The 14,145-nt window shown below is 53.8% G+C and carries 12 protein-coding genes and 1 tRNA gene; 9 read left to right on the top strand and 4 right to left on the bottom strand.

Annotated elements, in window-relative coordinates; all coding sequences use genetic code 11:
• Positions 1-125: 125 nt before the first annotated feature.
• Positions 126-201: transfer RNA gene (locus tag OGW16_RS02110), tRNA-Trp, on the top strand.
• A gap of 99 nt (positions 202-300) precedes the next feature.
• Here OGW16_RS02110 and hdfR read toward each other — a convergent pair.
• A complete protein-coding gene (hdfR, locus tag OGW16_RS02115; protein ID WP_286517674.1) occupies positions 301-1,146 on the bottom strand; it encodes an HTH-type transcriptional regulator HdfR in 846 nt (281 codons plus the stop codon).
• A gap of 106 nt (positions 1,147-1,252) precedes the next feature.
• Here hdfR and maoP point away from each other — a divergent pair, with 106 nt between their 5' ends.
• Positions 1,253-1,591, top strand: coding sequence for a macrodomain Ori organization protein MaoP (gene maoP, locus OGW16_RS02120; protein ID WP_003018025.1), 339 nt, complete (start codon positions 1,253-1,255; stop codon positions 1,589-1,591).
• A gap of 24 nt (positions 1,592-1,615) precedes the next feature.
• Here maoP and OGW16_RS02125 read toward each other — a convergent pair whose 3' ends face one another.
• On the bottom strand, positions 1,616-3,136 hold the full coding sequence (locus OGW16_RS02125; protein WP_286517676.1) for a YifB family Mg chelatase-like AAA ATPase: 1,521 nt from the start codon (positions 3,134-3,136) through the stop codon (positions 1,616-1,618).
• 352 nt (positions 3,137-3,488) lie between these two features.
• Here OGW16_RS02125 and ilvL point away from each other — a divergent pair, with 352 nt between their 5' ends.
• The 6 genes from ilvL (at position 3,489) to ilvA (ending at position 10,140) form a co-directional block, all read left to right on the top strand.
• Complete coding sequence (gene ilvL, locus OGW16_RS02130; protein ID WP_001311244.1) at positions 3,489-3,587, top strand: ilv operon leader peptide; 99 nt, start codon at positions 3,489-3,491, stop codon at positions 3,585-3,587.
• Between the two features lie 139 nt (positions 3,588-3,726).
• On the top strand, positions 3,727-5,373 hold the full coding sequence (gene ilvG / locus OGW16_RS02135) for an acetolactate synthase 2 catalytic subunit (protein ID WP_100193779.1): 1,647 nt from the start codon (positions 3,727-3,729) through the stop codon (positions 5,371-5,373).
• Positions 5,370-5,633, top strand: a complete 264-nt coding sequence (ilvM, locus tag OGW16_RS02140; RefSeq protein ID WP_003018017.1) for an acetolactate synthase 2 small subunit — start codon at positions 5,370-5,372, stop codon at positions 5,631-5,633. The genes ilvG and ilvM overlap by 4 nt, the downstream gene beginning before the upstream one ends.
• Before the next feature lie 17 nt (positions 5,634-5,650).
• On the top strand, positions 5,651-6,580 hold the full coding sequence (locus OGW16_RS02145; RefSeq protein WP_003829030.1) for a branched-chain amino acid transaminase: 930 nt from the start codon (positions 5,651-5,653) through the stop codon (positions 6,578-6,580).
• Between the two features lie 159 nt (positions 6,581-6,739).
• On the top strand, positions 6,740-8,590 hold the full coding sequence (gene ilvD, locus OGW16_RS02150; protein WP_286517678.1) for a dihydroxy-acid dehydratase: 1,851 nt from the start codon (positions 6,740-6,742) through the stop codon (positions 8,588-8,590).
• Positions 8,591-8,595: 5 nt separating this feature from the next.
• The gene (gene ilvA, locus OGW16_RS02155) at positions 8,596-10,140 is read left to right on the top strand and encodes a threonine ammonia-lyase, biosynthetic (protein ID WP_286517680.1); all 1,545 of its coding nucleotides are present in this window, start codon (positions 8,596-8,598) and stop codon (positions 10,138-10,140) included.
• A gap of 63 nt (positions 10,141-10,203) precedes the next feature.
• On the opposite strand, the gene fabV is transcribed toward ilvA, so the two are convergent.
• Entirely contained in the window at positions 10,204-11,397 is a 1,194-nt protein-coding gene (gene fabV, locus OGW16_RS02160) for an enoyl-ACP reductase FabV (RefSeq protein WP_172862524.1), read from the bottom strand.
• Positions 11,398-11,572: 175 nt separating this feature from the next.
• Positions 11,573-12,475 carry an HTH-type transcriptional activator IlvY gene (gene ilvY / locus OGW16_RS02165; RefSeq protein WP_043018964.1) on the bottom strand — a complete coding sequence of 301 codons (903 nt, stop codon included), beginning with the start codon at positions 12,473-12,475 and terminating at the stop codon, positions 11,573-11,575.
• 153 nt (positions 12,476-12,628) lie between these two features.
• Between ilvY and ilvC the strand changes: the two genes are divergently transcribed.
• A complete protein-coding gene (ilvC, locus tag OGW16_RS02170; protein WP_087052400.1) occupies positions 12,629-14,104 on the top strand; it encodes a ketol-acid reductoisomerase in 1,476 nt (491 codons plus the stop codon).
• Positions 14,105-14,145: the final 41 nt, after the last annotated feature.

The following is a 14,145-nucleotide window of genomic DNA, read 5'->3' on the forward strand; positions in this document are numbered from 1 at the left end:
CGGTAGTTCAGTTGGTTAGAATACCTGCCTGTCACGCAGGGGGTCGCGGGTTCGAGTCCCGTCCGTTCCGCCACTTATTAGAAAATTAAGCCTGCTACCAAGCAGGCTTAATGATAAGAAAATTTAGGGGCGTAGCTCAGTTGGTAGAGCACCGGTCTCCAAAACCGGGTGTCGCGAGTTCGAGTCTCTCCGCCCCTGCCAGAAACAATCCTTAGCATTTTTGCTAAGGATTTTTTTTTACCTGCAATTTGATCTGTGCCTTCCTGCTGTTTTATTCCCGGCATCCTTGCCCGTATTTATTTAATCTTCCAGAATATTCGTTCTCAGCAGATCGCAAATCAGTCCATGTTTATCGCTGTTTTGTAGCCAAACTGCATATAAAGGGCGTGAAAGCGTTGTACTGTCGGTAACCGTATGGAGATCGCTTTTGGTTTTGGCCCAGTGCACGGGAAGCCAGCTAAAGCCCTTAATCACTGAAAGTTGCTGCCTGACCAATTCTGCCGAACTGGTGGTGAGTACCGGCACTTCATCTCCCGCAATCAATCCCGCTTCGTGTTGTTGAAAATCGGGTCCCCATTCCAGGCGTAGATAATTCAATTCATCTTTGGTTTGTGAAGGAGAGCTGCAATAGAGCGCCAGCGTGAAATACCCCAACAGCTGGCTGCTAAATTCGTCCATTTTGGGTGTTTCGGTCGTAATCAGTAGATCAAGCTGTCGTTCATGAAGCTGTTTTACTAACGACTGGCGCTGAGCGATCCTCGCTTCAAACTGCAGGCTGGACTGTGGCTCCTGAGATTGATACAAACGCCTCAACCAGTCATTAAGCATGCACTCCCAAAGAGAGGCGCTGGCACCGATAGAAAACTCGTTATGCCGCGAGGTATTCGCGACTTCCTTACGTGCGGCTTGCCACGTATTCATCAACGTTTCAGCGTAAGGCAATAATTTTTCACCTGCAGCGGTTAAACGGATATTGTTTCTGTGCCGGGTGAACAGGTTTACACCCAATTGATTTTCCAGTTGTCTTATCCGGAAACTAACCGCTGATTGGGTCAGATAGAGCGCTTCAGCAGCCCTGCCAAAATGGCGTGTCCGGCTAACTTCCAGGAAAGTTTTTAACAATTCCGTATCCACAACTCGCTCCATAAAATTATTTGTCGTTATGATTTAAATCTTTTGTTTGACGCTCTGTCAAGCGTAACTAATACTCCGCGCCATAAATAGCTCGGCCAAAGAATTAGGAGCGTGCAGGATGGCGGAAAGCTTTACGACGACTAATCGATATTTCGATAATAAATATTATCCCCGCGGATTCTCCCGTCATGGTGATTTCACCATTAAAGAAGCACAACTGCTTGAGCGTCACGGTTATGCTTTCAACGAGCTGGATCTGGGCAAGCGTGAGCCGGTAACTGAAGAAGAAAAACTGTTTGTTGCGGTATGTCGTGGCGAACGTGAGCCGGTTACCGAAGCTGAACGTGTGTGGTCTAAGTACATGACGCGTATTAAGCGTCCAAAACGCTTCCACACGCTGTCTGGCGGGAAACCTCAGGTGGAAGGTGCAGAAGATTACACCGAATCTGATGATTAAGAAAAAAGGGCGAAAGCCCTTTTTTTATGCCAGTAGTTTCTGCAAATGAATGAGTAATCTGTCTATCGCCCGGTACCCAACAGCTTCCTGTAAGTGTTGGCGAGAGATGTGATCACATTGTTCGATATCCGCAATTGTTCGTGCGACCTTTATCAGGCGCAGCCAGGCGCGGATAGACAATCCGAGATGTGCGAGCGTTTCTTCAAGCCACTGCGCATCGTCGCTGTGTAGTACGCAGTATTTATGGATATCCTGACTACCCAGGTGCGCGTTTAACTTATTTTGCCGCTGATACTGACGCTCTCGTGCTGCCATAACGCGTTGCTTCACCGTGGCGCTATCTTCCCCTTTTACTGCGCTCTGGCTGAGTATGCCAGGCGGTGGTAAGGGAATTTCGAGGGAGAGATCGAAGCGGTCAAGAAATGGACCTGACAATCGATTGAGGTAACGCAGCGTCTGTTCCGGGGTACAGCGGTTATGGTTTCCCTGATAATGGCCTGTCGGGCTTGGATTCATCGCAGCTATGAGTTGAAAGCGCGCGGGGTAGGTTATTTTTGCTCTGGTGCGGGAGAGATGGATCTGCCCGGACTCGATGGGTTCGCGCAGCGCATCCAGCGTGCGTCGCTCAAACTCGGGTAGTTCATCCAGAAACAGTATGCCGTTATGCGCCAGAGAGATCTCGCCTGGCGCAGGAATTGAGCCTCCACCGACCATCGCGGTCAATGAAGCACTGTGATGCGGCGAACGAAAAGGGCGTTGCTTCCACTGTTTTTGTATTGTGTCTGAATTAACCAGACTGAGTATCGCGGCGCTTTCCAGTGCTTCATCATTGCTAAGTGGCGGGAGCAGCCCTCTGAGGCGGCTGGCGAGCATGGTCTTGCCTGTGCCCGGCGGGCCGATAAGCAAGAGGTTGTGACCGCCAGCTGCGGTAAGCTCCAGCCCCCGTTTACCCTGTTCCTGGCCAATAACATCGCTCAGATCATCGACTAATGCGTTGGGCGTAAAATCTGCGGATGAGGGCTTATCTAAATCGTGCTTACCTTCAAGAAATGCGCATACGGTCTGCAGGTGTTCGGCGATCAGGCATCCTTCGCCATGTATGAGTCCAACTTCAGCGGCGTTCTCTTTGGCGACAATAATTCGCCTGCCTGCACGAATGGCTTCGGTTGCGCTTGATATCGCGCCGGGAACGCCGCGTAATGCGCCTGTAAGCGCTAATTCCCCTACCAGCTCGTAGGTATCGAGATTGTGGGCTGTAAGCTGCTCAGAAGCGGCCAGAAGCGCAACAGCGATAGGTAAATCATATCTCCCCCCTTCTTTCGGAAGATCGGCCGGAGCGAGGTTTATGGTTATTTTCTTCGCCGGGAATTCATAACCGCTATTTATAATCGCACTACGTACCCGGTCGCGTGCCTCTTTCACCGTCGTTTCGGGTAGCCCCACCATGGTTAAGCCAGGCAATCCGTTGCTGATATGCACCTCGATAGTAATGGCTGGCGCATTCACGCCCAGCGCGGCGCGTGTGTGAACAATCGATAGTGACATAATCCCTCCTGATGGAAGCATTATGTCGCAATACATCGCGGCAAGATTTAATGTAATTGCGGTTTTTAAATGCTGATTCCCGTATTTTTGTGCAACAGATAGTTGCTTGCATTTAGCCTGGAATGAGGGCCGCAAATGCTTTGGAATGGCGTTTTTATTGGGGATTGGGATGTCGACAATCGCCTGAAACGTGAAATATTTTCATTTTTGATTTTTTGTATAAAAAACAATGGTATTTATCTAAACCGTTAACGGCGTCAGAAAAACGAATAAAAAAATATCTTGTGTCATTTGCAAATTCTATGGTAACTCTTTAGGTATTCCTTCGAACAAGATGCAAGAAAATACAAAAATGACAGCCCTTCTACGAGTGATTAGCCTGGTCGTGATTAGCGTGGTGGTGATTATTATCCCACCGTGCGGGGCTGCACTTGGACGAGGAAAGGCTTAGAAAACAAGCCTTAACGAACTAAGACCCCCGCACCGAAAGGTCCGGGGGTTTTTTTTGACCTTAAAAACATACACGAGGAGCAGAAAGTGAACGGTAGCATAAAATTCTGTTTCTCAAGATTTACGGCGGGGATGTAACTATGAATGGGGCACAGTGGGTGGTACATGCGTTGCGTGCACAAGGGGTTCAAACCGTCTTTGGTTATCCCGGTGGCGCAATTATGCCGGTTTACGATGCATTGTATGACGGCGGCGTAGAGCACCTGTTGTGCCGACACGAGCAGGGCGCAGCGATGGCGGCGATTGGCTATGCCCGTGCGACCGGTAAAACCGGCGTTTGTATCGCAACTTCCGGTCCAGGTGCTACCAACCTGATCACGGGCCTTGCTGATGCGCTGTTAGATTCTGTTCCTGTTGTAGCGATCACCGGTCAGGTGGCATCACCTTTTATCGGAACGGATGCGTTCCAGGAAGTGGACGTTCTGGGGATGTCGCTGTCCTGCACCAAACACAGTTTCCTGGTGCAGTCGCTGGAAGAGCTGCCGCGCATCATGGCTGAGGCTTTCGCCGTGGCGAATTCCGGTCGTCCGGGTCCGGTTCTGGTTGATATCCCGAAAGACATCCAATTAGCCAGCGGTACGCTGGAGCCGTATTTTACGACCGTCGAAAACGTTGAGGCTTTCCCGCACGCTGACGTTGAACAGGCGCGTAAAATGCTCGCGCAGGCGCAGAAACCGGTCCTGTACGTCGGTGGCGGCGTTGGTATGGCGCAGGCGGTCCCGGCCCTGCGTGAGTTTATCGCCGTAACCCAAATGCCAGTCGCCTGTACGCTGAAAGGTCTGGGCGCAGTAAATGCTGACTACCAGTACTATTTGGGCATGTTGGGAATGCATGGCACTAAAGCGGCAAATTTCGCCGTGCAAGAGTGTGATTTACTGATTGCAGTGGGCGCGCGTTTTGATGACCGGGTGACCGGGAAGCTGAATACCTTCGCACCGAACGCCAGCGTTATCCACATGGATATCGATCCGGCGGAAATGAACAAACTGCGCCAGGCGCACGTCGCCCTGCAGGGTGATTTAAATTCTCTACTGCCGGCATTGCAGCAATCGCTGAAGATTGATGCATGGCGTCAGCACAGTGCAGAACTGCGCTCAGAACATACCTGGCGCTATGATCATCCAGGTGAAGCTATCTATGCGCCATTGTTGTTAAAGCAGTTGTCCGATCGCAAACCAGCGGACAGCGTAGTGACCACGGATGTTGGCCAGCATCAGATGTGGTCGGCCCAGCATATGACCTACACCCGCCCGGAAAATTTCATCACGTCGAGCGGTCTGGGTACGATGGGCTTTGGCCTGCCTGCTGCGGTTGGTGCGCAGGTTGCTCGCCCTAACGATACGGTAATCTGTATCTCCGGTGACGGCTCCTTCATGATGAATGTGCAGGAGCTGGGCACCGTAAAACGTAAGCAGTTGCCGCTGAAGATAGTTTTACTCGACAACCAGCGGTTAGGCATGGTGCGACAATGGCAGCAGCTGTTTTTCCAGGAACGTTATAGCGAAACCACTCTTACCGATAACCCCGATTTCCTCATGTTGGCCAGCGCCTTCGGCATACCTGGTCAACACATCACCCATAAAGACCAGGTTGAAGCGGCACTCGACACCATGCTGAACAGCGAGGGGCCATACCTGCTTCATGTCTCAATCGACGAACTTGAGAATGTCTGGCCTCTGGTGCCACCTGGCGCCAGCAACTCAGAAATGCTGGAGAAATTATCATGATGCAACATCAGGTCGCCGTTGAGGCTCGCTTCAATCCGGAAACGTTAGAACGCGTTTTACGCGTGGTACGCCATCGTGGTTTTCAGGTGTGCTCCATGAATATGGAAGCCGCCAGCGATGCGCAGAATATAAATATCGAATTGACCGTTGCCAGCCCCCGGTCGGTCGACTTACTGTTTAGTCAGTTAAGTAAACTGGTAGACGTTGCACATGTTGCTATCTGCCAGAGCACAACCACATCACAACAAATCCGCGCCTGAGCGCAAAAGGAAGAAAAATGACGACGAAAAAAGCTGATTACATTTGGTCTAATGGCGAGATGATTCGTTGGGAAGACGCGAAGGTTCACGTGATGTCCCACGCGCTGCATTACGGTACTTCTGTATTTGAAGGCATCCGTTGCTACGATTCTCACAAAGGGCCGGTGGTGTTCCGTCATCGCGAACACATGCAGCGTCTGCGTGATTCAGCCAAGATCTATCGTTTTCCGGTTTCTCAGAGCGTTGATGAGCTGATGGAAGCTTGCCGTGAGGTGATTCGTAAAAACAATCTGACCAGCGCCTATATCCGTCCGCTGGTGTTTGTTGGCGACGTGGGGATGGGCGTTAACCCGCCAGCGGGATACACCACCGATGTGATTATCGCTGCGTTCCCGTGGGGGGCTTACCTCGGTGCTGAAGCGCTGGAGCAGGGGATCGACGCGATGGTTTCTTCCTGGAACCGCGTTGCGCCGAACACCATCCCTACCGCTGCTAAAGCTGGTGGTAACTACCTGTCTTCGCTGTTGGTGGGTAGCGAAGCGCGTCGTCATGGCTATCAGGAAGGCATTGCGCTGGACGTGAATGGCTACATCTCCGAAGGCGCGGGCGAAAACCTGTTTGAAGTAAAAGACGGCATTCTGTTTACCCCGCCGTTTACCTCTTCCGCGCTACCGGGTATCACCCGTGACGCGATCATTAAGCTGGCGAAAGATCTCGATATCGAAGTGCGTGAGCAGGTGCTGTCTCGTGAATCTTTGTATCTGGCCGACGAAGTGTTCATGTCCGGTACCGCAGCCGAAATCACCCCAGTACGCAGCGTCGATGGTATCCAGGTGGGCGAAGGCCGCTGCGGTCCGGTCACCAAACGCATCCAGCAGGCCTTCTTCGGCCTCTTTACCGGTGAAACGGAAGATAAATACGGCTGGTTGGATTCAGTAAACCAATAACAAAATTAATATTTCCCCAAAATAATTCACGTTGCAGGAAGACGGCAACGCAGCGAGTCCCATGGAGCTTACTTTAGTAAGTGACTGGGGTGAGCGAGGCAGCCAACGCACCTGCGGCGTGAAGTATGCAGGGGAAAGACAGACGGGAGTTAATCAAGCATGCCTAAGTATCGTTCTGCCACCACCACTCACGGCCGCAATATGGCGGGTGCCCGCGCGCTGTGGCGCGCCACCGGGATGACCGATGATGACTTCGGTAAACCGATTATCGCTGTGGTGAACTCCTTTACCCAGTTTGTGCCGGGTCATGTCCACCTGCGCGATCTTGGTAAGCTGGTTGCCGAACAAATCGAAGCCTCAGGCGGTGTGGCGAAAGAGTTCAACACCATTGCTGTGGATGATGGTATCGCCATGGGTCATGGCGGCATGCTGTATTCACTGCCGTCGCGCGAGCTGATCGCCGATTCAGTGGAGTATATGGTTAACGCCCACTGCGCCGACGCGATGGTCTGCATTTCCAACTGCGACAAAATCACCCCCGGTATGTTAATGGCCTCTTTGCGCCTGAATATTCCGGTGATCTTTGTTTCCGGCGGCCCGATGGAAGCCGGGAAAACCAAGCTTTCTGATCAAATCATCAAGCTCGACCTGGTTGATGCCATGATTCAGGGCGCTGACCCGAAAGTCTCCGACTCGCAAAGTGAGCAGGTTGAGCGTTCCGCCTGTCCGACCTGCGGCTCGTGTTCCGGGATGTTCACCGCCAACTCGATGAACTGCCTGACCGAAGCGCTGGGTCTGTCGCAGCCGGGTAATGGTTCGCTGTTGGCGACTCACGCCGACCGCAAAGAACTGTTCCTCAACGCGGGTAAACGTATCGTCGAGCTGACCAAACGCTACTACGAGCAGGATGACGCTTCTGCCCTGCCGCGCAACATTGCCAGCAAGGCGGCGTTTGAGAACGCTATGACGCTGGATATCGCCATGGGCGGATCCACCAACACCGTTCTGCACCTGCTGGCGGCCGCGCAGGAAGCGGAAATCGACTTCACCATGAGTGATATTGATAAGCTGTCCCGCAAAGTCCCTCAGCTGTGTAAAGTTGCGCCGAGTACGCAGAAATACCATATGGAAGACGTGCACCGTGCAGGCGGCGTATTGGGCATTTTAGGCGAGCTGGACAGAGCCGGGCTGCTGAACCGCGACGTGAAAAACGTGCTGGGACTGACTTTGCCGCAAACGCTTGATCGATATGACGTTATGCTGACCAAAGACGACGCGGTGAAAAAAATGTTCCGCGCAGGCCCGGCCGGCATCCGTACCACCCAGGCGTTCTCACAGGACTGCCGTTGGGACTCTCTGGATGATGACCGCGCTGAAGGGTGCATTCGCTCGCTGGAGCACGCTTATAGCAAAGACGGCGGACTGGCAGTTCTGTACGGTAATTTCGCGGAAAACGGCTGTATCGTAAAAACCGCAGGCGTGGATGACAGCATCCTGAAGTTCACCGGCCCGGCAAAAGTGTATGAAAGCCAGGACGATGCGGTTGAAGCCATCCTCGGCGGTAAAGTGGTAGCTGGCGACGTGGTTGTCATTCGCTACGAAGGGCCGAAAGGCGGGCCGGGCATGCAGGAAATGCTCTACCCAACCACCTTCCTGAAATCGATGGGCCTCGGCAAGGCCTGTGCGCTGATAACCGATGGTCGATTCTCCGGCGGTACTTCGGGGCTTTCCATTGGTCACGTTTCTCCGGAAGCGGCAAGCGGCGGTAATATTGCGATTATCGAAGACGGCGACATGATTGCCATCGATATCCCGAATCGTGGCATTCAACTGCAACTGAGTGATGCGGAAATCGCTGCGCGCCGTGAAGCGCAGGAAGCACGCGGTGAAAAAGCCTGGACGCCAAAAGATCGCCAGCGTCAGGTCTCCTTTGCACTGCGCGCCTACGCCAGCCTGGCTACCAGCGCCGACAAAGGAGCGGTGCGCGATAAGTCGAAACTCGGGGGATAATGACCATGGCGGATTCTCAACCCCTTTCCGGCGCGCCAGAAGGCGCCGAGTATCTCAGAGCGGTACTGCGAGCACCGGTTTATGAAGCGGCGCAAGTAACGCCGCTACAAAAAATGGAAAAACTCTCTTCGCGCCTCGATAACGTGATTCTGGTGAAGCGCGAAGACCGTCAACCCGTTCACAGCTTTAAGCTGCGCGGAGCCTATGCCATGATGGCGGGCCTGACCGAAGAGCAAAAAGCGCATGGTGTCATCACCGCGTCGGCTGGTAATCATGCCCAGGGCGTCGCGTTCTCTTCTGCGCGATTAGGTGTGAAGGCACTGATTGTCATGCCAACGGCTACCGCCGATATCAAAGTCGATGCCGTTCGCGGCTTCGGCGGTGAAGTATTGCTGCACGGCGCGAATTTTGATGAGGCCAAAGCCAAAGCGATTGAATTGTCGCAGCAGCAGGGTTTTACCTGGGTTCCGCCGTTCGATCATCCGATGGTGATTGCCGGGCAGGGCACGCTGGCGCTGGAGTTACTTCAGCAGGATGCTCACCTTGACCGCGTTTTTGTGCCAGTTGGCGGCGGTGGTCTGGCGGCGGGCGTGGCGGTGCTGATAAAACAGCTGATGCCGCAAATCAAAGTGATTGCCGTGGAAGCCGAAGATTCCGCCTGCCTGAAAGCGGCGTTGGATGCGGGCCATCCGGTGGATCTACCGCGTGTGGGTCTCTTTGCCGAAGGCGTGGCGGTGAAACGTATTGGCGATGAGACCTTCCGCCTGTGTCAGGAATATCTCGACGACATCATCACCGTCGATAGCGATGCTATCTGCGCGGCAATGAAAGACCTGTTCGAAGACGTGCGCGCGGTGGCGGAGCCTTCCGGGGCGCTGGCGCTTGCGGGGGTGAAAAAATACATCGCCCAGCATAATATTCGCGGCGAGCGTCTGGCGCATGTTCTTTCCGGCGCTAACGTTAACTTCCACGGCCTGCGCTACGTTTCCGAACGCTGCGAGCTGGGGGAACAGCGCGAAGCCTTACTGGCAGTAACCATTCCGGAAGAAAAGGGCAGCTTCCTGAAGTTTTGCCAACTGTTGGGTGGCCGTTCGGTGACCGAGTTTAACTACCGTTTTGCTGATGCGAAAGACGCCTGCATTTTTGTCGGCGTACGCCTGAGCCGTGGGCTGGAAGAGCGTAAGGAAATCCTCCAGTTGCTCAGCGAGGGAGGCTATAGCGTGGTGGATCTGTCCGACGACGAAATGGCGAAGCTGCACGTGCGCTATATGGTTGGCGGGCGTCCGTCGAAACCCTTACAGGAGCGGCTCTACAGCTTTGAATTCCCGGAATCTCCGGGAGCGCTGCTCAAATTCCTGCATACCCTGGGGACGCACTGGAATATTTCATTGTTCCACTATCGCAGTCACGGCACCGATTATGGTCGCGTACTGGCGGCGTTTGAGCTGGGCGAACACGAGCCTGATTTCGAAACGCGGCTGAATGAACTGGGCTATGACTGCCACGATGAAACGCATAACCCGGCGTTCAGGTTCTTCCTGGCAGGTTAGCGGCAGCCATTAAAAAAGGGTTCATGTAAAAACATGAACCCTTTTTGCTACTGTATCAGCAGATTACAGCGTGATGACGTCGAATTCGACTTCGGTATTCACGTCAGCATCGTAATCCACACCGTCGAGGGCAAAACCGAACAGGTTCAGGAATTCCTGCTTGTAACCTGCATAGTCAGTTTCTTGCGCCAGGTTTTCGGTGGTGATCAGCGGCCACAGATCGCGGCATGCCTGCTGAATGTCGTCACGCAGTTCCCAGTCATCCATACGGATACGCTGGTTATCATCAAGCGCCACTTTGTCGCCATACAGGCTGGTGGTCATCAGACGGTTGATCTGCTCGATACAACCTTCGTGAATCCCCTGCGCTTTCATCAACTTGAACACCATGGAGATGTACAGCGGCATTACCGGAATCGCAGAAGATGCCTGGGTGATGACGGATTTCAGTACGGCAACGTTCGCGGAACCGTTCAGCGGCGCCAGCTGGTTACGCAGTTCACCCGCCGCGCGATCGAGGTCTTCTTTCGCTTTGCCCAGCGCGCCGTGCCAGTAGATTGGCCAGGTCAGGTCGGTACCGATGTAGGAGTAGGCTACGGTTTTCACGCCGTCAGCCAGCACGCCTGCTTCACTCAGCGCGCCCATCCACAGTTCCCAGTCTTCGCCGCCCATCACGGTAACGGTGTTCTGAACTTCTTCTTCGGTTGCCGGCTCAATGCTGGCGGTGATGATCTGATCTTTGTTGGTATCGATCGCTTTAGAGGTGTAAACCTCACCGATTGGCTTCAGCGCAGAACGGACGATTTCACCGGTTTTCGGCATTTTACGCACCGGGGAAGCCAGTGAGTAAACCACCAGGTCAATCTGACCCAGGTCTTCTTTGATCAGTTTGATCACTTCGTCGCGGCACTCATCGGAAAACGCGTCGCCGTTGATGCTTTTGGAATACAGACCTTCACGCTTGGCTGCTTCATCAAAAGCCGCCGAGTTATACCAGCCCGCGGAACCTGGTTTGGTGTCCGTGCCCGGTTTTTCGAAAAATACGCCGATAGTGGCGGCACCGCTGCCGAACGCGGCGGAAATTCTGGAAGCAAGGCCGTAACCGGTGGAAGCACCGATGACCAGCACGCGGGAAGGGCCGTTAGCGATTTTCCCGTTTTTCTTCACATAATCGATCTGTTTTTCCACATTGACTTTGCAGCCAGTCGGATGGGTCGTTGTACAGATGAATCCACGAATTTTTGGTTTGATTATCATAATGATGGCTAATTAAGTTTGTATTTTCGCTGTCAAGTGCGCAATGACACCGTCTGTTCTGGCTTGCTAAACGTGATGGTTAACAAGCCCCCCACATCTATTATGGCACGGGACATTATACAGAAAAGGAGCGCCAATACTGAATCTACCACTGATTTTAGGCCTGACGGTGGCGCTACTCGGCGGATTTACGTTCCAGAACAATTTTCCAGAACGCATCGATCAGCGGTTCATGCAGCCGCTTTTTCGGCGCGCAGACGCCCAGTTCGAACGGTGTTTTTTCGTCACTGCGCTCTAAAATCATCACGCGATTACGTACTGGCTCCGGGCTGTTTTCCAGCACCACTTCCGGCAGCAGCGCTACGCCGCAGCCCAGCGCCACCATTGAAACCATCGCTTCGTGGCCACCCACCGTGGCGTAAATCGATGGGTTGCTGATTTTGTGACGGCGGAACCACAGCTCGATGCGGCGGCGTACCGGCCCCTGATCGGCCATGATAAACGGCACCGTCGACCAGTCTGGCTTTTCGACCGAAACCTGATTACGCACCGGGCAGGGCAGCGCCGGGGCGATCAGCACCACCGCCAGGTTCTCCAGCATCGAGAACGCCACCGCGCCGGGCAGCGTTTCGGGCTTACCGGCAATCGCCAGATCGGCCTCACCGGTGACCACTTTGTCCATCGCATCGGCGGCGTCGCCGGTGGTGAGCTTAATCTCCACCGATGGATGCTCGGCGCGGAAACGATCGAGAATGGGTGGCAGATGGCTGTAGGCGGCAGTTACCGAGCAGAAAATATGCAGTTCGCCGGACAGCGACGGCCCCTGCTGGTCAAGGGTGTGGCGTAACTGCTGGTACTGCAACAGCGTCTGCTGGGCAAACACCCGCAGCTCTTCACCGGCTTCAGTCAGCGTGACCGTGCGGTTATCGCGCACAAACAGCGGCTGCCCGAGATCTTCTTCCAGCCGCTGAATCTGCCTGGAGAGCGTGGAGGGACTGACGTGCATCGCCCGCGCGCTGCGGCCAAAGTGGCGGCTTTCCGCCAGATGCAGGAACATTTTCAGATCGCGTAAATCCACCGGCGAACCTCTTTATTTTGACGTTGCAGATATTGCAATGTGACGTTGTGAATATATCAATTTCCGCAATAAATTTCCTGTTGTAATGTGAGTCTATTCTCGCTGAAAAGCGAACCGAACAATAAGACACACAACATCACGGAGTACACCATCATGGCTAACTACTTTAATACACTGAACCTGCGCCAGCAGCTGGCACAGCTGGGTAAATGTCGCTTTATGGGCCGCGACGAATTCGCCGACGGCGCGAGCTTCCTTCAGGGTAAAAAAGTGGTCATCGTCGGCTGTGGCGCTCAGGGTCTGAATCAGGGCCTGAACATGCGTGACTCCGGTCTGGATATCTCCTACGCCCTGCGTAAAGAAGCGATTGCTGAGAAGCGCGCTTCCTGGCGTAAAGCGACCGAAAACGGCTTCAAAGTAGGCACCTACGAAGAGCTGATCCCGCAGGCTGACCTGGTGGTTAACCTGACGCCAGACAAACAGCACTCCGACGTTGTACGTTCTGTACAGCCGCTGATGAAAGATGGCGCGGCGCTGGGCTACTCCCACGGCTTCAACATCGTTGAAGTGGGCGAGCAGATCCGTAAAGACATCACCGTGGTGATGGTAGCGCCGAAATGCCCGGGTACCGAAGTGCGTGAAGAGTACAAACGTGGTTTCGGTGTTCCGACGCTGATCGCCGTTCACCCGGAAAACGATCCGAAAGGCGAAGGTATGTCGATTGCTAAAGCCTGGGCTGCGGCCACCGGCGGTCACCGTGCGGGCGTACTGGAATCTTCTTTCGTTGCGGAAGTGAAATCTGACCTGATGGGCGAGCAGACTATCCTGTGCGGTATGCTGCAGGCCGGTTCTCTGCTGTGCTTCGACAAGCTGGTGGCAGAAGGCACCGACCCGGCTTATGCGGAAAAACTGATTCAGTTCGGCTGGGAAACCATTACCGAAGCGCTGAAGCAGGGCGGCATCACCCTGATGATGGACCGTCTGTCTAACCCGGCGAAACTGCGTGCTTACGCGCTGTCCGAACAGCTGAAAGAGATCATGGCGCCGCTGTTCCAGAAACACATGGATGACATCATCTCCGGCGAATTCTCTTCCGGCATGATGGCTGACTGGGCTAACGACGATAAGAAACTGCTGACCTGGCGTGAAGAAACCGGCAAAACCGCGTTCGAAACCGCTCCGCAGTATGAAGGCAAAATCGGCGAGCAGGAGTACTTTGATAAAGGCGTGCTGATGATCGCGATGGTGAAAGCGGGCGTTGAGCTGGCGTTCGAAACTATGGTGGATTCCGGCATCATCGAAGAATCCGCTTACTACGAATCACTGCACGAGCTGCCGCTGATCGCCAACACCATCGCCCGTAAGCGTCTGTACGAAATGAACGTGGTTATCTCTGATACCGCCGAATACGGTAACTACCTGTTCTCTTACGCTTGCGTACCGCTGCTGAAAGAGTTCATGACCACCCTGCAGACCGGCGATCTGGGTAAAGCGATTGCCGAAGGCGCGGTAGATAACGCGCAACTGCGCGACGTGAATGACGCAATTCGCGGCCATGCTATCGAGAAAGTGGGCCAGAAACTGCGTGGCTACATGACTGATATGAAACGTATTGCAGTCGCTGGATAAGCGAAGCGCCATCCGGCAAAAAAAGCCCGGTGTTTAAACAC

The organism is Citrobacter sp. Ce104 (assembly GCF_030334595.1).
GTDB classification, from domain to species: domain Bacteria; phylum Pseudomonadota; class Gammaproteobacteria; order Enterobacterales; family Enterobacteriaceae; genus Citrobacter; species Citrobacter europaeus.